This window comes from Type-D symbiont of Plautia stali (assembly GCF_001485335.1).
Lineage (GTDB): Bacteria > Pseudomonadota > Gammaproteobacteria > Enterobacterales > Enterobacteriaceae > Pantoea > Pantoea vagans_C.
Genome location: NZ_BBOC01000087.1, coordinates 1 through 23,256, shown reverse-complemented (window position 1 = coordinate 23,256; position 23,256 = coordinate 1). Strand labels below are relative to the sequence as shown.

Annotated in this window: 17 protein-coding genes and 2 pseudogenes; 13 read left to right on the top strand and 6 right to left on the bottom strand. The window is 51.0% G+C overall.

Features of this window, described 5'->3' with window-relative positions; all coding sequences use genetic code 11:
• Window positions 1–27 precede the first annotated feature (27 nt).
• Window positions 28–1,707, bottom strand: coding sequence for an alpha,alpha-trehalase TreA (gene treA / locus PSSD_RS21500; RefSeq protein WP_058973628.1), 1,680 nt, complete (start codon window positions 1,705–1,707; stop codon window positions 28–30).
• Window positions 1,708–1,914: 207 nt separating this feature from the next.
• On the opposite strand from treA, the gene ghrA reads away from it, so the two are divergent.
• From ghrA to PSSD_RS21485, 3 genes are read left to right on the top strand one after another with little or no spacing between them, the layout of a single operon-like run.
• On the top strand, window positions 1,915–2,853 hold the full coding sequence (gene ghrA / locus PSSD_RS21495; RefSeq protein ID WP_058973627.1) for a glyoxylate/hydroxypyruvate reductase GhrA: 939 nt from the start codon (window positions 1,915–1,917) through the stop codon (window positions 2,851–2,853).
• A 24-nt stretch (window positions 2,854–2,877) separates the two neighbouring features.
• A complete protein-coding gene (locus tag PSSD_RS21490; protein WP_034821944.1) occupies window positions 2,878–3,615 on the top strand; it encodes a phosphatase in 738 nt (245 codons plus the stop codon).
• A gap of 26 nt (window positions 3,616–3,641) precedes the next feature.
• Entirely contained in the window at window positions 3,642–4,202 is a 561-nt protein-coding gene (locus PSSD_RS21485) for a TorD/DmsD family molecular chaperone (protein ID WP_039334747.1), read from the top strand.
• Here the strand turns inward: PSSD_RS21485 and PSSD_RS21480 are convergent, their stop codons facing one another.
• Entirely contained in the window at window positions 4,203–5,564 is a 1,362-nt protein-coding gene (locus tag PSSD_RS21480; RefSeq protein ID WP_058973626.1) for a CoA transferase, read from the bottom strand.
• Window positions 5,565–5,611: 47 nt separating this feature from the next.
• On the bottom strand, window positions 5,612–6,496 hold the full coding sequence (locus PSSD_RS21475) for a DMT family transporter (RefSeq protein ID WP_058973625.1): 885 nt from the start codon (window positions 6,494–6,496) through the stop codon (window positions 5,612–5,614).
• Window positions 6,497–6,687: 191 nt separating this feature from the next.
• On the opposite strand from PSSD_RS21475, the gene PSSD_RS21470 reads away from it, so the two are divergent.
• Window positions 6,688–7,407: a glutamine amidotransferase gene (locus PSSD_RS21470; protein WP_058973624.1), complete on the top strand. Its 720-nt coding sequence runs from the start codon at window positions 6,688–6,690 to the stop codon at window positions 7,405–7,407.
• Here PSSD_RS21470 and PSSD_RS21465 read toward each other — a convergent pair.
• Window positions 7,395–7,958: a class I SAM-dependent methyltransferase gene (locus PSSD_RS21465; protein WP_039334764.1), complete on the bottom strand. Its 564-nt coding sequence runs from the start codon at window positions 7,956–7,958 to the stop codon at window positions 7,395–7,397. The two genes, PSSD_RS21470 and PSSD_RS21465, sit on opposite strands and share 13 nt — an antisense overlap.
• Before the next feature lie 668 nt (window positions 7,959–8,626).
• Between PSSD_RS21465 and PSSD_RS27540 the strand changes: the two genes are divergently transcribed.
• The 7 genes and pseudogenes from PSSD_RS27540 to PSSD_RS27800 all read left to right on the top strand — a co-directional run bounded on the left by PSSD_RS27540 (window position 8,627) and on the right by PSSD_RS27800 (window position 16,278).
• Window positions 8,627–8,920, top strand: coding sequence for a hypothetical protein (locus tag PSSD_RS27540; protein ID WP_153011482.1), 294 nt, complete (start codon window positions 8,627–8,629; stop codon window positions 8,918–8,920).
• A gap of 51 nt (window positions 8,921–8,971) precedes the next feature.
• Window positions 8,972–9,244: a hypothetical protein gene (locus tag PSSD_RS21455; protein WP_058973622.1), complete on the top strand. Its 273-nt coding sequence runs from the start codon at window positions 8,972–8,974 to the stop codon at window positions 9,242–9,244.
• Window positions 9,245–9,791: 547 nt separating this feature from the next.
• Entirely contained in the window at window positions 9,792–10,673 is an 882-nt protein-coding gene (locus PSSD_RS21445) for a TcdA/TcdB catalytic glycosyltransferase domain-containing protein (protein ID WP_058973620.1), read from the top strand.
• A 121-nt stretch (window positions 10,674–10,794) separates the two neighbouring features.
• Window positions 10,795–12,068: pseudogene (locus tag PSSD_RS21440) on the top strand (HlyD family secretion protein).
• The gene (locus PSSD_RS21435; RefSeq protein WP_058973619.1) at window positions 12,061–14,178 is read left to right on the top strand and encodes a peptidase domain-containing ABC transporter; all 2,118 of its coding nucleotides are present in this window, start codon (window positions 12,061–12,063) and stop codon (window positions 14,176–14,178) included. Before PSSD_RS21440 ends, PSSD_RS21435 begins: the two are co-directional and overlap by 8 nt.
• Window positions 14,179–14,400: 222 nt before the next feature.
• On the top strand, window positions 14,401–15,921 hold the full coding sequence (gene exaC / locus PSSD_RS21430) for an acetaldehyde dehydrogenase ExaC (RefSeq protein ID WP_058973618.1): 1,521 nt from the start codon (window positions 14,401–14,403) through the stop codon (window positions 15,919–15,921).
• Between the two features lie 192 nt (window positions 15,922–16,113).
• On the top strand, window positions 16,114–16,278 hold the full coding sequence (locus tag PSSD_RS27800; protein WP_167347692.1) for a hypothetical protein: 165 nt from the start codon (window positions 16,114–16,116) through the stop codon (window positions 16,276–16,278).
• Window positions 16,279–16,356: 78 nt separating this feature from the next.
• On the opposite strand, the gene fumA is transcribed toward PSSD_RS27800, so the two are convergent.
• Window positions 16,357–18,000 carry a class I fumarate hydratase FumA gene (gene fumA, locus PSSD_RS21425; RefSeq protein WP_058973617.1) on the bottom strand — a complete coding sequence of 548 codons (1,644 nt, stop codon included), beginning with the start codon at window positions 17,998–18,000 and terminating at the stop codon, window positions 16,357–16,359.
• A gap of 163 nt (window positions 18,001–18,163) precedes the next feature.
• Window positions 18,164–19,675 (bottom strand): anion permease, encoded by a 1,512-nt coding sequence (locus PSSD_RS21420; RefSeq protein WP_039334836.1) that lies wholly within the window; start codon window positions 19,673–19,675, stop codon window positions 18,164–18,166.
• Between the two features lie 595 nt (window positions 19,676–20,270).
• On the opposite strand from PSSD_RS21420, the gene PSSD_RS21415 reads away from it, so the two are divergent.
• Entirely contained in the window at window positions 20,271–23,051 is a 2,781-nt protein-coding gene (locus PSSD_RS21415) for a flavocytochrome c (protein ID WP_039334771.1), read from the top strand.
• A gap of 100 nt (window positions 23,052–23,151) precedes the next feature.
• A pseudogene (locus PSSD_RS28185) lies at window positions 23,152–23,256 on the top strand (FAD:protein FMN transferase); the annotation flags it as partial.

The following is a 23,256-nucleotide window of genomic DNA, read 5'->3' as shown; positions in this document are numbered from 1 at the left end:
CCCTTAGGCCGCCCCTGTCTAAAGCGCTTATTTCCCCGCGCTTAACGCTGGCATATTCGGGATATCCCCGGCGTTATTACAGGTCTTATCTTTCGGGCAATACTTATCCAGCAGTTTTAGCGTCACGCCATTGGTCCAGCCGAAGCCATCCTGCAACGGGTATTCCCCGCCACCGCCGCCGCCCAGCTGTGCGCCTTCCACCACGTACTTCTCAACCAGCTTATGCTCTTTGTCATAGGTGGCCTGCACGTTTTGCAGGAAACGCTGGCCAATCTCTTGCGCCAGTTTGGGCTGGTGGTAATGCTCCAGGCCTTCAATGGCAACCCATTGCAGCGGTGCCCAGCCATTAGGTGCGTCCCATTGCTGACCGTTATTCACCGCGGTGGTGACTAACCCACCCGGTTTTAACAGCTGTTTTTCTACCGCTTTCGCCGTGCGATCGGCCTGTTTCTCACTCGCGACCTGCATATACAGCGGGAACAGTGTTGCCGCGGTGAGCTGCGGGTGGATCTGTTTTTTCTGCCAGTCGTAATCGGCATACCATCCCTGTTTTGCATCCCACAGATAGCGATTGATCGCCGCCTGTCGCTTCTCAGCATCGGCAGCAAACAGTTTGGCCTTATCATCCTGTTTCGCCAGTTTGGACGCCTTAGACAGCACCTGCTCCAGATGGAACATCAGGCTATTGAGATCAACGGGTGCCAGTTGTGTGGTGCGGATGGAGGCCAGATTATGCGCATCGGTAAACCAACGTGAGCTGAAATCCCAGCCCGATGCCGCGCCAGCACGCAGATCGCGATAAACCTGCTGTTTATTGCGGTCCGGTGCTTTGTTGGCGGTGTTCACATCGTCCAGCCAGGATTCGGTGCGCGGAGCATCGCGGTCATCCCAATAGCGATTGAGTAAGGTGCCATCGCTGAGCTTGATGACGCGCTTGCTGGCTTGTCCTGCGGCGACCTTGTCGCTGTCGGCCATCCAGTAGTCATACTCTTTCTGCAACTGCGGCAGATACTGGCGATAGACGTCATCACCTTTGTGAGTGGCTAACAGATCGACCATCAAGCTAAAGAACGGTGGCTGCGATCGGCTGAGATAGTAGCTGCGGTTGCCGTTCGGGATATGGCCATATTTGTCGAGTTCGGTGGCGAAGTTGTCCACCATATCTTGCACCCGATCCCAGTGGCCGCTCTCCGCCAGACCCAGCATGGTGAAGTAGCTATCCCAGTAATAGACTTCGCGGAAGCGACCTCCCGGTACAACGTAAGGCTTAGGCAGCGGCAGCAGGGAATCATACTGGCTGGCGTTAGGCGTGGAGCGGGTCAGCACCGGCCATAAACCGTTGATATGCTCACGCAGGCTCTGCCCAGCAGGCGGCACATATTTGTCCTGCTCTTTAGGCAAGGTGAAGTTGGCGTCAACAAAGTGCTTCAGGTCGAAGTTGCGCTGGCTCTTTTGCATCTGCCAGTCGGCCAGAATCGAAGAGGGATTGTACTTCGGGACCGCGTCGGCAAAGGTTTTCTGGTCCGGATAAAATTTCGCCTGCTGCACGGCGTTAAACAGTGGCCCCAAACGGATATCCGGTGGTTGGGGCTGGTTGCTCAGCATGCGGCTGTTATCTTCAGCCTGCGCAACGGCAGAACCCGCGAGCAGGGCAGCGCTCAGTAAAAAGGTGAGGCGCGCGGGCGTGAATATGACATTTTTTATCATCGGTTTTTCTCCTTGTCCGAAAAGGTGGTGTGCTAACGCATTGACCACTCGAACAACTTTAGTCGCTTATCCGCCGCTTATCCCCCCAAGGGGGCGGAAATGTGAAGCGTTCGGAATTAATCACGGGAGAAATTGCATTAACCCTAAGGTTTTTGCTTGCCCTCAACAGGTATTTGCCTGAGGCTGAAGGAAAAAAAGGAGAGCTGTATGGAGATCATCTGGTATCACCCCTCATCCAATCCGCAGAGCTGGATTGACGGACTGCATCAACGCATACCGGGCGTCAATGTACGCCACTGGCAACCGGGTGATAATGCACCGGCCGACTACGCCATCGTGCGTTCACCGCCCACAGAGATGCTCGCCGGACGCCCGTTGAAAGGCGTATTCGCCATGGGCGCTGGCGTGGATGAGATTCTTAAACAACTGCACGCCCATCCGGAAATGCTGTCCGATGAAGTGCCGCTGATACGTTTAGAAGACACCGGAATGGCGCGTCAGATGCAAGAGTATGCCAACTGGTGCGTGTTGGGCTGGTTCCGTCGTTTTGCCGACTATCGTCAACAGCAGCAACGGGCGCACTGGCAGCAGTTGAAGGGCTATGAACGCGAGAACTTTACCATCGGTATTCTGGGTGCCGGTGTGCTGGGGCGCAGCGTACTGGAGAGTCTGCGTCAGTGGGGCTTCCCGCTACGCTGCTGGAGCCGTTCAGCAAAAACCATTGAAGGCGTGCAAACCTTCCACGGTCGCGAGCAGCTGAATGCCTTTCTCGATGGCACGCAAGTGCTGATTGATTTGCTGCCGACCACGCCGGAGACCACCAACCTGATTGATGAGCACGTGCTAAGCGTACTGCCGCACGGCGCCTTTTTCCTCAATATGGCGCGCGGTGCGCACGTGGTGGAAGCCGATTTGCTGGCGGCCCTGAATAGCGGCCAGTTGGCAGGTGCCGCGCTGGATGTGTTCCAGACGGAACCTTTGCCCAAGGATCACCCGCTCTGGTCGCATCCGCATGTCACAATCACGCCACATACTGCTGCCATAACATTGCCGGGCGAGGCGATGGATTTCATTGCGGGTGCCATACTTGCTTTGGAGCAAGGTCAGCAGCCGGGCGGTTTAGTCGATCGTCAACGCGGTTATTAATTCACATTTTGTCAGGAGAAGAGGATGTATCCCGTCGATTTGCACATGCACACCGTTGCCAGCACCCACGCCTACAGTACGCTGCACGATTACGTGGTACAGGCTAAGCAGAATGGCTTGAAGCTGTTTGCTATTACCGATCACGGTCCGGATATGGCGGATGCGCCGCATTACTGGCACTTCGTCAATATGCGCATCTGGCCACGCGTGATCGATGGCGTGGGCGTGCTGCGCGGTATTGAAGCCAACATCAAAAACCAGCAGGGCGAGATCGACTGCAGTGGCCCGATGCTGGATGCGCTGGATCTGATTGTGGCAGGCTTCCACGAGCCAGTGTACGCGCCACGTGATAAAGCGCATCACACCGAAGCGATGATTGCGGCGATGGCCGGTGGACTGGTGCACATCATCTCGCATCCTGGCAATCCGAAATTCCCGGTCGATATCCGCGCGATTGCTGAAGCGGCGGCGCATTATGATGTCGCGCTGGAGATCAACAACTCCTCGTTTACCCATTCACGACCTGGCAGTGAACCTAACTGCCGCGCCATCGCCGAAGCGGTGCGCGATGCCGGCGGGCGTCTGGCCTTTGGTTCTGATTCCCACACTGCCTTTACGCTGGGCCACTTTGAACACTGCATCCGTATTACGCGTGAAGTGGATTTTCCCGAGGATCGCGTGTTAAATGTCACGCCACGCCGCTTGCTCGATTTCCTCGAACAGCGTACCGGGAAGCATATTGCTGAATTTGCAGACTTTTAACTTTTTGCCTCAAGGAATTCTGTTGCATGAATGAGTTTTCCATTCTCTGCCGCGTCATCGGCTCGCTGTTCAACCGCCAGCCGCAAGATCCGCTGCTGGTGCCGCTTTTCACCGTGCTGCGTGAAGGCAAACTGAAAGACCAGTGGCCGCTGGAGCAGGATGAACTGTTGACCCGTCTGCAACAGAATAGCGATCCTCAGGCGCTGGCCGCGGATTACAACGCGCTGTTCGTGGGCAGTGAGTGCAGCGTGCCGCCGTACGCTTCACAGTGGCCAAACGGTCCAACCGAAGCGGATGTGCGTGCGTTTCTGAGTTCACGTGGCATGCCGTTGAGCGATGCGCCTGCCGATCACTTTGGTGTGCTGCTGTTGGCGGCTTCGTGGCTGGAAGATCAGTCGGCAGAAGATGAGTCAGCTGCGCAGCTGGCGCTGTTCGATGACTATCTGCTGCCGTGGTGCGGTGCATTCCTCGGAAAAGTCGAAGCACACGCCACCAGCGCGTTCTACCGCACGCTGGCTGCGCTGAGTCGTGAGGCAATCCAAACCATGTACGATGAGCTGAACGAAGGCAACGAAGAAGAAGCCTGATTACCAGCTGGCTGCGCTACTGCCGAGCCTGACACCCGGTGTGGCGCAGATCATTGGCGTGCCGGGCACATACGCGGCGGCACGCAGCCTCTCCGCAATCCCCCAGGCATTGATCTCCAGCGCACTCAGCGCATCATCGCGCTGCGCGGTAATGCCGCTTTGCGGCTGTTGCGGCGCTGACCCCTGTTGTTGCAGCAGCCGAGCTGTGCGTGCCAGTGACAAGCGTGCCTGCCAGCCCACATGATTCTCACGTCGCTGCCGCAGCCCTTCCAGCACGGCGGCGGCCATCATGTAACCGGTGGCATGATCGAGCGCCTGCACCGGCAACGGGTGCGGTTTCGCGCTACCGCTCCACATCATCCCGCGCTCGGCAATGCCGCATCCCATTTGCACCAGGCTATCGAAGCCACGCCGGTTACGCCAGGGACCGCTCCAGCCCCACGCATTGAGACTGACATCCACCAGTCCGGGGGCAAGTGAGCGGCGGGTGTCGGCATCCAGCCCCAGTTTTTCCAGTGCGTCAGCACGATAGCCATGCACCATCACATCAGCGTGTTGGATTAAATCGCGCAGCTGCTCACGGCCAGCTTTGCTTTTCAGATCGAGTCGCGCACAACGCTTGCCGCAGGTGATCTCCTCTTCCAGCGTCGGCTCTTCCCAGCCATAAGGATCGATGCGTAATACCTGCGCACCGAGGCTGGCAAGAAAGCGTGTGCAAACCGGTCCTGCGATAATGCGTGTGAGATCCAGCACGCGTACCCCGAGTAAAGGGCGTGCCGTAGGCAACCGCCAACCCGGCGTTGGGGCTTCTCCGGTGGCCTGTTGGTCAATCAGGGGTTCACTGTTCACCGCCATGCCTTGTGGATGCTGTTGCCACTGCTGCTCACTGCGCATTTGCGCGGCACAACCCCCTGCCATCACTACCGCGTGTTCAAGGGCTTCGGCCTGCCAGGTGGCGACTACCTGACTCAATGCCGCGCGGTCAGGATGCTGACCTAACACCTGTTCCATCGCGGCACGATGATGCGGTGCATTGGTATGCAGGCGGATCCAACCATCCGCAGTGGCGTAGTCACCGGCAAAGGGATCCCATAACGCAGCAGACGGACGATTGAGCGGCGTCAGGCTATGCTGGAACCAGCGTGAGGCAAGCCGGACATTCACACTTACTGGGGTGGACTGGCCGAGTAAATCGCTCAGTGCCTGGCTGGCTAATCCGATGCTGGTGGCCGCCAGTTCGCTGACGGCGAAGGCAGACTGGAAGGTATCGGGCTGGAGAAAGCTGAGAGCAGGGCGCGGGTCTTCACCTCGCAATCCCTGCCACAGTTGCTGCCATAGCGCGGCAGCAGATTGAGTATCCATGTTAAGTCTCCGGAAAACGCGCGAGACTCAAGCATAGCAGAGGGTGTTTAACGGCGACGCAACCGCGGGAAACGCGCGTGCATGCGCAGGTTCCGCAGATTGATCACCGCAATCGCGGTGCCCAACACCACCAAAGCGGCACCGAGGATTTTGAAGCTGTTCATGCTGTCGCCCAGCACCAGTACGCCCATCAACACCGCCAGTACCGGCGTCAAAAGGGAGTAGGGCATGATCAGATTGACGTTGTATTTCTTCAGCAGCGCATACCACAGCGTGTAGGCGACAATCGAAGAGGCCAGTGCGCTGTAGAGAATGCCAAACCAGCCGCGCCAACCGGCATGGCTGAGCGCGTAAAACTGCTGCGATTCGGTCAACCAAGAGGCGGCACCGACAATCGGCACGGCAAGAAAGGAGATCCAGCCAGTCAGGGTCAGCGGTTTAATCGGCGGTGATTTCTTCACGATCATATTGCTTATCGCCCAGCCAAAGGCGCTGCACAGCAAAATACACAGCACCCACCATGCGGGAATGGTGGGGCTGCCAGACAGCACGGCAACACCGCTGAGAGAAATGCCGATGCCAAATAACTGCACCAGACGCAGTTTTTCTTTCAGCACCAGCATCGCCAGCAGCATCGCAATCGGCGTGCCCAGCTGGACCACAATTGCTCCGGTACCGGCATCGGTATAGCGCATGCCGACAAACAGCAGTGAGAAGTGCATGAAACCAAAGGTGAAGGCGAGGGTGAGTAACCATGGCAGCTGCTCACGGGTAATGCGGCAGAAGGGCACCAGCACAATCGCCACCACCACAAAACGCATCCAGGTGAGAAACAGCGGTGGAAGCTCCAGCAATCCCCACTTTACCGCTACGTTATTGAAAGCCCAGATGGAAACCACCATCAAAACCATAAAGAAATGCCGCACTGCCACAGTGTCATCCTTCACATCAAAGGGGAGTTATCACCGGCTAATCATGGCACGAAGCCGCTACTTTCTGTGACATTGTGCAAAAATATTTTTCGCGCGCGCATGAGCTTATGCAGGAAAAAAATAAGACATGTCACTGATTTCCTGTCAAAGTGGATGTCCGAAAGCTGACTCCGTTAAGGAATGAATTCGGAATGACACACACCCGCGCTCTACCTCTTGCCCTGATTCAACTCGAAGTGCCGCCGCCGTCGGTTGTGGCGCAAATTGGTGAACAACCCGTCTGGTTTATCGACGCGCTGCAACTGCAGCCTGACGACTATGTGATTATCCGTCCGCATCTGGGCGAAGAGCTGCCCGCCTTTGACCGCGTCAGTGGCGCGATCCTCAGTGGATCCTGGGCGATGGTAACTGACCATGCCGACTGGAGCGAGCGCACTGCGGCATGGATTCGTGGTGCGCTGGAAGCGGCGTTACCGTTGTTAGGTGTGTGCTATGGCCACCAACTAATGGCCTATGCGCTGGGCGGCAAAGTGGGTGATAACCCCAATGGCTGGGAGCGCGGACTCAAAACCCTGACGCACGGTGCCAGCCGCGATCCCTGGTTGGGTTCGTTGCCAGGCGAGTTTCAGGCTTGGCTATCCCACCGTCAATCGGTGCTCACTCCGCCACCTCAGGCTGAGGTTTTGGCGAGATCGAAACAGGATGGCTGCCAGATTTTGCGTTACTCCGCACAGGCTCTCTCAGTGCAATTCCACCCGGAGTTCACCCGCGACATCATGACCGCCTGTTTACCGGCGGGTGTCAGCGATGATGGCACAACGGTGACGGGAGAGGATTGGTCGCGAGAGTTATTACGCCGTTTCTGGCAGCACACGCGGCCGCAGCCGCGTGTGCAAGCTCAGGGCGCGTAGTGCCGGGTGCAGCGGTAGACCCACGCGGGTGGCATGTTTTTTAGCACTCGCTGGCGCTGCCAGGTGAAGTAACGCGACAAATCGGGCTGGGTCAGCGAGGTGTACTGGAACTGCACAAACACACCGCGCGGCCCCAGCACGTCATGCACCGCACTGAGGATCGCTTCGCGGGTTTCCGGCGGCAGCGACAGCAGTGGCAAGCCAGAGAAAATCACATCGTACTCCCCGGAAAGATACTCGGCGGAGCAGGCGCGTACCTGCATGCGCGGGTCGCTCCATTCACGCAGGCTATCAACCAGCTCCGGACTGATTTCAAACACATCCAACTGTGCCTGAGGGGACATCCTTGCCAGAATGTGCCGTGTCAGCACGCCATCACCCGCGCCGAGTTCGGCGATACGCAGGCTGCGATCCCAGTGAACGGCATCGCACATGGTGCGGCACAGCGCGGCAGAGGAGGGCGTGATGCTGCCCATCTTGCGCGGGTTTCGAATAAATTGCTGAACAAAGTTCGCTTTGGCGCGCATTAACGTCAGGGCTGAAGCCAACATCTCTTTCTCCTGATTAGTGTCCTGCTTCATATTGACCACATTCGGCGCGCTTGTTTCGCTTTTCGCTGCATTCTGTTCAAAACTCGGAATAATCCGCAGCGAGGCGCGGGCTGCTGGTTGATAAGTGCCTTGTCTTTTCAGTGCGGTATCAGACGGCGTGATGGTCAGTCGCTTAACTGACAAGCATGAGCGCTTATGCCGAGTTTATAGCCAGGTTGTTACATCTGGCGCTGATGCCTGGTGACTGACCCAAACGATCGAACGGATGCATTTACCAAAATTTTTTAGGGTAGAATCATATTTATATAATGAAATGTGACTAATGTTAAACCTTAAGAGATGTTGTGTGCACATTTACTTCCATTAATTCAACTGACAGGCTCATTAAATAAATTTTTTGTTTATTCACCTCATTTTTAACCTCGGAGCGCAAGTTGAAATTGGAGATTTACTGTCCTTTTTATAATAAATATTTTTCGTGGGTGGCTTTGTTTTAGTTGATCAAGTAACGCAATCGATTGATAATTTTATTAAAACTGAAAAATTTAAGGTGTGTTATTGTGACGAGGCTCGCACAATTAATATAACAAAGGCTAAAGCACAATTTTTTTGTGATTAGAATAATCACTGACCATTATCGGTCATTTCAAATGTTATGGAGAACTATAATGAAAGAAATTTTAAGCAGTCAGTTGGATATGATCTCAGGCGGATGGGCAGATGTAGACGGTAGTGGTCGCCGTTCTGCCACGAATGGAGGGTCTCGCTCGGGAGAGTCTAATCATGGCGGTAATAGTGGGAATACAGGAAACAGAGGGGTGCAATCATTCCTTTCACAGAATTCTCCTTATGGCAGTGGTTCAGGAGCAAGTGGTTTTTGGGGAGGTTCAAATTCATTTAGTGGTGGTGGAGCCAGGGGGGGTTACAATGCAAATGCCCGACGTGCAGGCGATAATCATTAATTAGGTCGACATAGCACAGGGTTAACACTCTGTGCTGATAAGGATTACATAATGAGTAAGTATATTGTTTTCTACAAAGACAATAAGTCTAAATTTTTAAACAAAGACTCAGTTAGCCATGCGTTGATTAAGGATTTAAAACAGCAAGGGTACAAAAAACACCATATAGAAGTGGAAGCGGAAAGTGAGAGTGAAGCAAAGGTACGTTTTAATGAATTTAATAGTGGTTATCTCGACTCTTTACGCCAGTTATCAGGCAGTGCTGTGATTTGTGCGGTAAGTGTGATCGTAATAGCAATCATTTCAATTATTAGATTTTGGTAGCAACGAGATTGACTGCGACACCTATTAGACTGATGTAATAATAGTGAATGGCTTCACTTCGAGGTTAGAAAGGGAAGTTTTTTCTGTTAAAGATACAGGGTGTATCCCGTGTCAATCAATGGCAATGCATGATTCTTTAGACATCTAAGAGAAAAATAATGAAATATAGATTGTCTGATATGGTTACATCCGAATCTGAGAAGATTAAAATTCCTGATGTCTTACATTTTTTATGGATAGGAAATAGTTCAAGAGTTTCAACGCAATATATGGAAGTCTGGAGGCGTTCGAACGTTGATAAGGAAACAATTTTTTGGTGTGAAGGTGACTATCGTTTGTGCCATTTTTTTCACATAACTATCAGTGACCATGTTATCTCCTTGCCGGGTAATGATAAAAGCAATCTGGAGAGATTGCTAAAAAACAAAGCATTCGATTACATATACCCAAAGTTAAACGAAGGGCTGAGGTTTGATGATCTCATTTTCCATTTTTTGAAGAAAATAACATTGCCTATAAAGTAACTGATGAGAATCAATGCAGTTTCTTGCATTTAGATAAAACCATTACAACTAAAAATATATCAGAGTTGTTTTTAGGTGAGTTTAATGAATTTAAAAGATTTTATTGTTACGAGATTATTTTGAGGGGTAATTTGGCAAGCGCAAGTGACATCGCAAGGCTGATACTCCTCTATAAGTATGGCGGAACTTACATCGATATGGACACCCTGCCATGCACTGAAAATGTGTTTAAATCACTAAATTCATGGAGAATGAGTGAAAATTACGATGAAGATGACTTCATCAAGCTATTCAAAACGAAAAAAATATTGACCAAGCTTGGACTACTGAATGTCACTGATCAGGAATATACAAATCATTACTGTTCAGATAAAGACCATTCTTTTTATTCAGACATACTTATGAGGATTAATAGGGATATTGCAAGCTTTTCCGAGCACGATATTATGCCGTTAGGACCACTCTATGTGCACAAAAATTTGATGTCAATTGGCGCGGTTGAAAATATCAAAGGTGCTTATTTCAATAACATAATGTCATGCCACCCTTTCTCTAAAGCAATGAAGATTATTCTTCGAACCATGAAGAAAAGATATGCTTTTCTAGAGATGAATGATTGTATTTTTAATTATTCCCATGGCGGGGTAACATGCAGTTATCTATCTCGGATTCTAGGCTGGCGAACAGAACTTATAACCAAAAATTATTGTGTGACTTCCGCTTTAACTGGGCCAGGTCTTATAGTTGAGGTGTTGCTGGGTCTTGCTTATGAATTAATGGCCCCGGAATATCTCACTACGCCAAATGAAATTGCGATAGACATGCATAATGAAGCGATGGGCATTGCTTTCTTTAGGCATAATCTTTACACCCCAGAAGGCTGTTCTTCTTCATGGAGGAGATAACCATTTTATACACTTCATACTTCAAGTCCCCATGAGGGGACTCGAATTATTTTGGGTATAGAAATGGAAAGTCATTAGTAAATACATTATCGTGCGATGTTAAAATACAGGAAAGTTAGCCGTGTTTCGCCAAGAAGCGATCGATTATCAGAAAACAAAATGGAAAGGTAAAGCATTGCTTTTGCCTGGAACACCTTTATGGTTAACAGCCATTTTTTCAGTTTCGATTACGACTTTTATCATTTTTTTATCACTATGGGTTCCTACACCCGCCGGGTAAATGTGACAGGAGAAATTTCAACCTATCCCCGCGCTGCATATGTTTATTCATCCGTTCAGGGTGTAGTGGTCGAACAGTTCGTGACTGAAGGCGAAAAGGTAAAAGTGGGCTCGCCAATTTACAAAATTAACGTCAGTAAAAGTACGCAAAGTGGAGTGGTTAGCGATAACCAGAGAGTAGGTATTGATAATCAATTAGAAAGAATAAATAAAATAATAAATCAATTGGAGATCAGCAAGTTAAATACAGTAGCGTTGCTTGAAAAGCAAATTATTCATTATTCGCAGGCGCTGGAGCATTCTGAAGGCATAGTCAAAAATGCAAGGCGCGGTGTGCGTATTTTGAAAGAGGGAATGGAAAACTATCGGGATTATCAATCTCGAGGGCTTATTACTAAGGAGCAACTGACTAACCAAACCTCTCTATATTATCAGCAGCAAAACAACTTGCTAGGGTTATCCGGTCAGAATGAACAAAACGCGTTACAAATGAAAGTTCTGGAAGGTCAGGTTCACATTCAGGCTGCAGAATTTGATAATCGCATATACCAAATGGAACTGCAACGTTACGAATTAACTAAAGAGAGGCTTAAAATCGATTCTGAAGGTGAAATTATTATCCGAGCCCTTTCCGATGGGGTCGTTAATTCACTCAGTGTTACCGTAGGTCAAATGGTTAGTGTTGGTGACAGCCTGCTGCAAATCTTACCTGATAAGATTGAGTATTACTCGTTAATTGTCTGGGTTCCAAATGATGCTATTCCTTTCATCACGGTCGGAGATCCCGTAAACATTCGATACGAGGCATTTTCTGCAGAAAAGTTTGGGCAATTTGCTGGTAATGTGGCCTTGATCTCTAGAGTGCCGGCTTCGCCCCAGGAAATGCTGACGTATCAGGCTTCCCCTGGAACGACAATTTCCAGTTCATTGCCTTATTATAAACTCGTTGTGAAACCTAAAGAAAACCACATAAGTTATGGCGAGAAAACATTGAGCCTGGAAAATGGAATGAAAGCCCAGAGTACACTTTTCCTGGAAAAGAGAAAAATATATCAATGGATGTTATCTCCGCTGTATAGCATAAAAAACAGTGCTAATGGACCCGAACATGAATGAATCTTCACTTAAAAAGTTATCTTCGCGGTTTGATTTTAGTTTTAGACGTCGTGTTCCAATGATCTTTCAGACTGAATCTGCTGAATGTGGATTGATCTGTCTGACAATGATAAGTGCCTATTATGGCAAGAATATTGATGTCATCACGTTACGGCAGGAATTCAATATTTCTTCCCGAGGAACAAAGCTTTCAGGATTAATTTCACTTTCCCAGCAATTTGGACTCTCAACTCGCGCTTTATCCTTAGATATGGATGAGCTATGCGCTTTAAAATTACCCTGCATTTTGCATTGGGAGTTTAACCATTTTGTCGTTTTGGTGAGCATCCGCAAGAATATGGTCGTTCTGCATGATCCGGCATTAGGCCGGCGGGTGGTGAGATTGATAGAGGTTTCAGAAAAATTTACGGGCGTAGCCCTTGAAGTTTGGCCAGACAGCACGTTTGAAGCTACCTCAACACGCAGTATGCTTAGCTTGAGATCCCTTATTGGAAGCATTAAGGGGTTGAAAAGGGCGTTAGGAAAAATCTTTTGCTTATCTCTGGTGATTGAAACCATCAATATGTTAATGCCTGTTGGGACTCAGTTGGTGATGGATCATGCTATTCCTGCTGGAGAAAAAGGGCTATTGACTCTGATATGCATTAGCCTAATGTTTTTAATTATCCTTCGTGCCGCCGTGTCTATGCTACGTGCGTGGTCTTCCTTGGTCATGTCGACATTGATTAACGTTCAATGGCAGTCTGGATTATTTAATCATCTGTTAAGGTTACCGATAAGTTTTTTTGAGAGGAGGCGAATGGGTGACATTCTGTCTCGTTTTGGTTCGCTTGAAAAAATGCAGGAAGCATTCACGGCCAGTTTAGTGGGTGCTTTGATGGATAGCATCATGGTTATCGGAGTGCTGATAATGATGATTCTCTATGGAGGCCATCTAACCTGGTATGTCATCGGTTTTACAATGATTTATATTTTCATTAGGCTGCTCACTTATTCAACTTACCGCCAACTTTCTGAAGAGAATTTAATTAAAGGAGCGAGAGTAGAGTCTTACTTTATGGAAACGCTTTACAGCATAGCGACAGTGAAAATGCAAGGGTTAGTAGAGCGGAGGTGCATGCATTGGTTGAATTTGGAAATTGATGCCATCAATAGTTCAATCAAAGTCCGAAAAATGGAGTTTTTATTCGGAGGGTTTAATTCTTTTATTAATGCTCTGGATCAGGTGATCATTTTATGGTTGGGAGTGAATCTGGTAATAAGTAATGATATTACATTGGGAATGTTTATCGCCTTCGGCGCATTTAGAGACCAATTCACGAACAGAATGTCCTCTTTAATTGATTTTGTTCTTCAGTTCCGAATGTTGAATTTACATAACCAACGTATTTCTGATATTGCTCTTCAGCCAAATGAGTTGATAAAACCAACTTGCTCAACATTTTCTCCAATGCAACCCGTTTCACTAGAGGCGAGAAATTTGAGTTACCGTTATGATTGTCAATCTTCACCGGTATTTTATGGTCTCAATCTTCATATTAAACCTGGCGAGAGTGTAGCAATAACGGGATCTTCTGGTACAGGTAAGACAACATTGATGAAAGTATTATGTGGCTTATTCGAGCCAGAAGTTGGACAGGTGTTGGTAGATGATGTTGATGTTAAAAATCTGGGAGCAAACAATTATCGAAAAACCATCGGTTGTGTTATGCAGGACGATAAACTACTTTCCGGAACTATACGAGAAAATATATGTAACTTTGACGAGTGTTATGATGAAGAGTGGATGATTCACTGTGCTAAGGCAAGCTATATTCACGACGTTATCATGCAGTTGCCGATGAGATATGACTCAATAATTGGTGAGATAGGGGAAGGACTGTCTGGCGGGCAAAAACAGCGCATCTATATTGCAAGAGCGCTCTACCGCAAGCCAGGGATTTTGTTTATGGATGAAGCCACCAGTTCGCTGGATCATGAGAGTGAAGGATATATTAACAGAGCCATAAAGGCGTTAAACATCACGCGCGTCATCATCGCTCACAGAGAGAGCACGATTGCATCAGCTGACCGAATGATTCTGCTGTCGCAGAAAGATGAATATGTCTGATTCAACATACGACTCAGGGTCCGGTTGTGAGTGGCGTTATACCGAGTGTACTCGCGGAGCGGTTAGCAACCGGCAAATCTTAAACCCTCTATCAGGGTATTTTTCCTTCGTTGCGGTCACAGTTTCCCGTTCTGCGATCTGACAGGCTGACATTGATCGATCAATGTTAATAACAGGTTTCATAGTTGTTATTCGCCACTCTGTCCCGCAAGGAGAAACACCATGCGTTACGCTGCTCCGGGAGAACAAGGTTCTCTCATTACTCTGCAATCGCGTTATGGCAACTTTATCAACGGCGAATTTGTTGCGCCGGTGAACGGTAACTACTTCGTCAACACCACACCGATTAATGGTTCTACCATTGGCGAGTTCCCGCGCTCCGATAAAGCCGATGTCGATAATGCTGTCGCCGCTGCACAAGCCGCTGCCGATGCCTGGGGAAAGACCTCTCCGCAGGCACGCTCGTTAGTGCTCCTGAAAATTGCCGATCGGCTTGAAGCCAATCTGGAATATATCGCCGTCAACGAAACCTGGGATAACGGTAAGCCGGTGCGCGAAACGCTGGCCGCGGACTTGCCGCTGGCGGTGGACCATTTCCGCTATTTCGCGGGTTGTGTGCGTGCACAAGAAGGCACGGCGGCCGAAATCGATGAATTCACCGCGGCTTACCACTTCCACGAACCGCTGGGCGTGGTGGGGCAAATCATCCCGTGGAACTTCCCGTTATTAATGGCGGCGTGGAAGCTGGCCCCTGCGTTGGGTGCGGGCAACTGCGTGGTGTTGAAACCGGCGGAGCAAACGCCGCTGTCGATTACGCTGTTTATGGAAGTCATCAAAGATCTGGTGCCACCGGGTGTGATTAACGTGGTGCACGGTTACGGTAAAGAGGCCGGTGAAGCGCTGGCATCGCATCCGGGCATTGCTAAAATCGCCTTTACGGGTTCTACCGCCACCGGGGGACACATTCTCGAACTGGCCGCCAAAAGTCTGATTCCGTCCACCGTGGAGTTGGGCGGCAAATCACCGAACATCTTCTTTGAAGATATCATGCAGGCCGAAGAGAGCTTTATCGAGAAAGCGGCAGAGGGCGTGGTGCTAGGCTTCCTCAATCAGGGTGAAGTCTGTACCTGCCCTTCACGTGCGTTGGTCCAAGAGTCTATCTTTGAACCCTTTATGGCGGCGGTGATGAAACGCATCAAAACCATTAAACGCGGCGACCCGCTGGATACCGACACCATGATAGGTGCGCAGGCGTCGCAGCAGCAGTTCGACAAAATTCTCTCCTATCTGGAGATTGCGCAGAAAGAGGGTGCGCAAGTGCTGCACGGTGGTGGCGTGGAGAAAATCGGTGAAGCCTTCGACAGCGGTTACTACATCCAGCCTACGCTGCTGAAAGGTGATAACAGCATGCGCGTGTTTCAGGAGGAGATCTTTGGACCCGTGGTCGGCGTACTGACCTTCAAGGATGAGGCAGAAGCTATCGCTATCGCCAACGACTCCATTTACGGTTTGGGCGCAGGCGTCTGGACGCGTGACATCAACCGTGCTTACCGTATGGGCCGCGCAATCAAAGCGGGGCGTGTCTGGACCAACTGTTACCACCTCTATCCGGCGCATGCGGCGTTTGGTGGCTACAAAAAATCCGGTATTGGCCGTGAAACCCACAAAATGATGCTCGATCATTACCAGCAAACCAAAAACCTGCTGGTGAGTTACAGCACCCAACCTTTGGGCTTCTTCTAAGTAATAGGGCAGCGGGTGATGCCGCTGCCCTTCACAGTAAAAAATGTGCGTTACTTCTTTAATCTGACTGTCATTTTGCCGTGCCACAGTGCCTGCATCACGAATACAGACAATTCCGCTACATTTAAGCCGTGTCTTGACGATATTAGAGAGCAAGGAAACTAAAATAGTGCGCCATTTTAAGGAGAAGAGATGAACACACAGCATAAATTTCAGCAGCAGCACGACGATGTGTTGGATGCGGATGACCAACATATCATCACGGTAAATCTGCCTGGTCGTCAGGCGATCTACGTGATTGGTCAAAACGATGATGATGTCGATCTACTATTAGACGTGCAAATCGGTGAGATGTAAGCAAACGGCAATACCCCACCCATAAAAAAATCCGCAGCCATTAGCCGCGGATTTTTTATTTCAGCTCAGTTTAAGCGCTTATTTCACACAGGCTGCACAGTTGTTGTGGATCTGCTGGAAGAAGTCGTTGCCTTTGTCATCCACAAGGATGAACGCCGGGAAGTTCTCCACTTCAATTTTCCAGATCGCTTCCATACCCAGCTCGGCGTACTCCACGCACTCCAGGCTCTTAATACTCTGCTGCGCCAGCACTGCCGCTGGACCACCGATACTGCCGAGGTAGAAGCCGCCGTGTTTATGGCAGGCATCCGTCACCTGTTTGCTACGGTTACCTTTCGCCAGCATCACCATGCTGCCGCCGTGTTCCTGCAACAGGTCAACGTAGGAGTCCATACGACCCGCCGTAGTTGGGCCAAGTGAACCGGAGGCATAACCCTCTGGCGTTTTCGCCGGGCCTGCGTAATACACTGGATGGTCTTTGATGTATTGCGGCAGACCTTCGCCGTTATCAATGCGCTCTTTCAGCTTGGCGTGGGCAATATCACGCGCCACGATGATGGTGCCATTCAGCGAAAGACGCGTCGAAACCGGATAGGCTGACAGCAGGGCGAGGATCTCGCTCATCGGCTGATTCAGATCGACATGTACCACTTCCCCTTCGCCCTGCTGACGCAGTTCTTCCGGGATGTAGCGGCCTGGATTGTCTTCCATCTTCTCAATCCAGATACCTTCGCGGTTGATTTTGGCTTTGATGTTACGGTCTGCGGAACAAGACACGCCCATACCTACCGGGCAGGAAGCGCCGTGACGCGGCAGACGCACCACGCGGATGTCATGTGCGAAGTATTTACCGCCAAACTGCGCGCCTAAGCCCAGTTCTTGCGATGCCTTCAACAGTTCTTCTTCCAGCGCTACGTCACGGAATGCCTGTCCGTGCTCGTTACCTTCAGTCGGCAGCGAATCGTAGTAGTGAGTTGAAGCCAGTTTCACGGTCTTCAGGGTGCTCTCAGCGGAGGTGCCGCCGATAACAAATGCGATATGGTATGGCGGGCAAGCGGCAGTACCCAGCGACATCATTTTGTCGACCAGGTAATTTTTCAGCTTGGCTGGGGTAATCAGCGCTTTGGTTTCCTGATACAGATAGGTTTTGTTGGCTGAACCGCCACCTTTGGCAATACACAGGAACTTGTACTCATCGCCGTCCACACTGTACAGATCGATCTGCGCCGGCAGGTTGGTGCCGGTGTTGACCTCTTTGTACATATCCAGCGCGGCATTCTGTGAATAGCGCAGGTTATCTTCAATGAAGGTGTCGTAGACGCCACGGGAGAGTGCGGCTTCATCGCCACCGCCGGTCCAGACGCGCTGGCCTTTCTTGCCCATGATAATGGCGGTACCGGTATCCTGGCAGGTTGGCAACACGCCCTTGGCGGCGATTTCAGAATTGCGCAAGAATTGCAGGGCAACGTATTTGTCGTTTTTACTGGCTTCGTCATCTGCCAGAATCGACGCGACCTGCGCCTGATGCGAGGCGCGCAGCATAAAGGATGCGTCGTGGAACGCTTGCTTCGCCAGTAACGTCAGGGCTTTAGGATCAACTTTCAGGATTTCCTCGCCATCGAATTCCGCTACTGACACGTAATCGCGGCTCAGCAGATAGTATTCGGTATCATCTTTGGCGAGAGGAAAAGGATTCTGATAATAGAAGGGTTTGTTCGACATGTTGGCTCACTTAGCTTCGTGTTGCCCGCCAGCATGACGGGCGACAAATAGGCGATCTGTTTTTCGATTTTTCTCTCGCCAGCCTCCGCAGGGGCTGACTGGCGAGCATCATAACACTTTCACGGTCATACGCGGCTCCGTTTTTAACATCGGAGCAACATCATCAGAACATCATCACCATCCATGGGTAGGCGATAACCATCAGAGCAACCAGGAAGATGGCACCAAAGATGGTACCGAGACGCCAGTAGTCTTTGGTTGGCAGGTAGCCGCTACCGTAGTAAATCGGGCTTGGGCCGGTGCCGTATGGGGTGATAATGCCCATCACACCCAGAGAAACACACATCATCAAACAGAATACCGGCATGTTAATGCCAGGGATGGAGGCCGCAATGGTCAGCATCGCTGGCAGCAGCGCGGTGGTGTGCGCTGTGGTACTGGCAAACAGATAGTGCAGTAAGTAGAAGGCTACCAGCAGTACTACAGCGGAAACCTGTGGGTCGTATCCGTGCAGCAACTGCGCACCTTCTTTACCCAGCCAGGCGATAAAGCCAACGCGTGCCAGACCATCGGCCAGTGCCACCAGAGTGGCGAACCAAGCAAAGGTGTTCCATGCCGCTTTATTGCTGGTGATATCGTTCCAGTTTAGTACGCCTGTCCACAGCATCAATACAATCACTAACAGTGCGGCCATTGCCGGTTCAATCCATGCGGCAGCGAAGATCCACATCATCAGCGCGGACACCACAAACACCAGCAGCAGGATTTCATTACGGCTCAGACGACCCAGCTTTTCCAGTTCAGCGGTGGCCCAACGTGGCACTTCGTCATTAACCTTCACTTCCGGCGGATAGAGCCAGTAGGCCAGCAACGGCATGGTCAGAATCAGCAGCACACCCAGTGGCAGGAAGGCGAGGAACCACATACCCCATGAGATTTCGAAGCCGACGACACTTTTCACCAGCGCCAGCGCCAACAGGTTAGGTGCCAACGCAGAGAGGAACATCGAGCTGGTGATACAGGCTGCGGTAATCGCGACCCACATCAGGTAAGAACCAATTTTACGCGCGCTCGGATCATTAGGTTTTGAACCGTACAGCGGCGGCAGGTTAGCGATGATGGGGTAGATAGTACCGCCACTGCGCGCGGTGTTAGACGGGGTAAAGGGTGCCAGCAACAGGTCGGCAAAGGTGATGGCATAACCCAGCGTCAAACTGCGACGACCCAGATACTTCACCAAAATCAGCGCCAGACGGCGACCGAACTGGGTTTTGTCGTAGCCAGCCGCAAACATAAAGGCACCGAAGATCAGCCAGACCGTGGAGTTGCCGAAGCCACTCACCGCCCATTTGAACGACTGTGCTGCCGTTTTGAACTTAGGGTCCGCCAGTTCTGCCGGGCTAAACAGCACCCACTGGCTGAACAGCGCAATGACGACGACACCCGTTAGGCCGATAACGGCGCCGGGCAGCGGTTCAAAGATCAGTCCAACGATGACGCCAACAAAGATGGCAAAGAAGTGCCATGCATAAGGTTCCAACCCGGCAGGGGTAGGTACCAGCAGCAACAGCACCGCGACGATGATAGGCAGGCACAACATGATCAGGCGGTTCTTTTTCCCCGGCGCCGCAGGGGGCGCTTTAAGGGATTCACTCTGGGTTGTTTGTGTGTTCATAGTTTTGGTCTGCAAGTTATGGAGAATGCGATTGATCGTCAGGGACACACTGTTTTTTTAGTCTCAACATGCGTGGCCAGGACAATTTAAAGTTGCTCTTTAATGAAACATTGCTTTGCAAATTCGATACGCGAATTATCAATTGAATGCAGCTATGATGCGATTAATTAAAATATCTATTTTGATCTAGATCAATAAAAAATATGCACTCTTTTTAATTTTTAGACTTTGCTTTTTATTTAATTTTCTGTCTGCTGTGGATTAAGCGTCTGCGACGAGCGAAACGCAAAAAATCAAGCAAAATGGGGCAGGGTAGGCGGTTTTATCTTTATGATAGTACTGGATTTGTTTTAAATGTAAGTAAAAAGTTGATTTTTGTCAAGTCTTGGTTAAAACTTAGCGGAGCGCTAATTACAGCAATGAGCATCAAATTCTATTTCTAAACGTAAAACTTATATAACTAACAATCTGGGTTATGTAACTAAAGAAAATGGTATATTTACGCCATGAAATCGGACCACTCAAATAATTATAAAATTGCTCCGAACCGCAAAAGAATTGAATACACAATTTCTTAATTCTGGAGTTGCTCATTATGAATAAGCTCACCCCCATCCTTAACCCGCTTACGCTACCGAAAGGTGCGGTGCTGAAAAACCGTTTGGTGATGGCACCCATGACCACCTGTACCGGCTACTTTGACGGCGGTGTCACCAGTGACCTCGTCGAGTATTACCGTGTGCGCGCGGGCAGCATCGGTACGGTGATTGTCGAATGCTGCTTTATTGATAACCGTGGCCCGGCCTTCCCGGGTGCCTTGGGTATTGATAGCGACAACAAAATTGCCGGCCTGGCAAAAATCGCCCATGCCATCAAATCTGAAGGCTCTAAAGCCATTCTGCAGATTTACCATGGCGGCCGTATGGTCGAACCGGCGCTGATTGGCGGTAAAACCCCTGTTGCACCCAGCGCCATTGCTGCACCACGTGAGGGGGCCACTAAACCGCAAGCGCTGACGGCGGAAGAAGTGGACGTGATGATCACTAAGTTTGGTGATGCGGTGAACCGTGCCATCAAAGCGGGCTTCGACGGTGTCGAAATCCACGGTGCCAACACCTATCTGATACAGCAATTCTACTCGCCTAACTCTAACCAGCGTGATGACAAATGGGGCGGCAGCCGCGACAACCGCGCACGTTTCCCAATGGAAGTGCTGGAAATCACCCATAAAATGGCGGATCGCTTTGCCGCTGCTGACTTCATTATTGGCTATCGCTTCTCACCGGAAGAGCTGGAAGTGCCCGGCATCCGCTGGGATGACACCATGTACCTGCTGGAAAAACTGGCCGCGCGCGGTCTGGATTATGTGCACTTCTCCGTGGGCCAACTGCTGCGTCCCTCCATTGTCGATACCAAAGATCCAACGCCACTGATCACCAAATATCTGGCTGAACGCTCTGCGACTCTGGCGAAAGTGCCGGTGATTGGCGTGGGTGGCGTGGTCAATAAAGAAGATGCTGAGAACGCACTGGAGCACGGCTTTGATCTGGTTGCCGTCGGTAAAGCCTGTATTGCTTACCCTGACTGGGCCGACCGCATCATTAAAAACGAGCACATGGATCTCTACATCGACAGCACCAAGCGTGAAGCGCTGACGATCCCAGAGCCCCTGTGGCGCTTCTCGCTGGTGGATGCGATGATCCGCGACGTCAGCGATGGCCATCGTAAATACAAAGCGGGCGTCTATCAGGCGAAAGTCGAAGCCGAAGCGCTGAAGCTGAAAATCAACGTCACGCTGGATACCGACCGTATCACCGACATCTCACTGGTGCCGGACCCAAGTCTGGACGTCGACTTCACCAGCACCTTTGAAAGCCTGCGTGAACGCATCCTGGTGGCCAACAGCCCACACGTGGATGCCATCACCGGTGCCACTACCCAGAGTGAGGCGCTGAAAAAAGCCGTGTCTCGCGCCATGACCACTTCCAACAAAGAGTATGTGATTGAGGAGGGCGGCAACCCGAACGCACCGGTCAATTACGACGTGGTGGTGATTGGTACCGGCGGTGCAGGTCTGGCAGCCGCCATTCAGGCGCACGACGACGGTGCTCGCGTGGTGATCATTGAGAAGATGCCGACCATCGGCGGTAACACCATTAAAGCTTCAGTGGGTATGAACGCGGCAGAAACCCGCTATCAAAAACTGAAAGGCATCGAAGACAGCAAAGAGTTGTTCTACGAAGAGACGCTGAAAGGCGGCAAGTTCAAAAACAACCCAGTGTTGCTGCGTGAATTTGTGGAGCAAGCGCCGGAAGCGATTGAGTGGCTGGCGGCGAAAGATATCGAACTGTGCGATATCACCATCACCGGCGGGATGAGCATTGACCGTACGCACCGTCCCGAAGATCGTTCTGCGGTCGGTGGCTTCCTGATCAGCGGTCTGGTCAAGAACGTCAATAAGCGCGAAATCGAAGTGCTGCTGGAAACCTCAGTCTCTGAGATTCTGGTGGAAAACGGTGCTGTGACCGGCGTGAAAGTGGTGGATGAGTATAACGACAGCCGTATCCTCAACGCGAAAAGCGTGATTGTCGCCACTGGCGGCTTCAGCGCCAACCGTGAGATGGTGGTGAAATATCGCCCTGAGTTGGATGGTTTTGTTACCACTAACCACAAAGGTGCCACCGGTAGCGGCATCGCCATGTTGCAGAAAATCGGTGCGGATACCGTCGACATGGGTGAGATCCAGATTCACCCAACCGTTGAACAGACCACTTCTTACCTGATCTCTGAAGCGATGCGCGGCGGCGGTGCGATTCTGGTCAGCCAGGCCGGTAAGCGTTTCTACAACGAAATGGAAACGCGTGACAAAGTCTCTGCTGAGATCATCGCGCTGCCAGAGAAAAGCGCGTGGATCGTGTTCGATGAGCAGGTGCGTGCTAATAACAAAGCGGCCGACGAGTATATCGCCAAAGGCTTTGTGATCAGTGCACCAACCCCGCACGAGCTGGCGGTCAAACTCAACATGGATCAGGAAGCGCTGCAAACCACGCTCGGTCGCTATAACGAGTTCGTGGCGAAGCAGGATGATGAAGATTTCGGGCGCAAAACCGCGCTGCGTCATCCGCTGAATCAAGGACCGTACTTCGCCATTCGTATCGCCCCGGGCGTGCACCACACCATGGGCGGCGTCACCATCAACACCGACACCTCAGTGCTGGATGCGCAGAAACAGGTGATTCCGGGCGCGTGGGCGGCGGGTGAAGTGGTCGGCGGGATTCACGGCGCGAACCGTATTGGCGGTAACGCAGTGGCGGATATCATCATCTTCGGTATCAAGGCTGGCCACAATGCGGCTAAACTGGCGTTAGGTCACTAAGCAAGTTGGAGGTCACCATAAATGGTGACCCTACAAAGTTCATTGCGGTGTTTTGTAGGGTGCGCATTGATGCGCACCTGGCCGCTTTCATGAGGCTAAAATGTCAACTGACGCCGGCATCTACAATTACTCCGCCGTACTAATGGGTTCCCCCATTCTGCTCAAACTCTTCGATGACAATCCCACCTTAGCGCGTCAGGTTTTT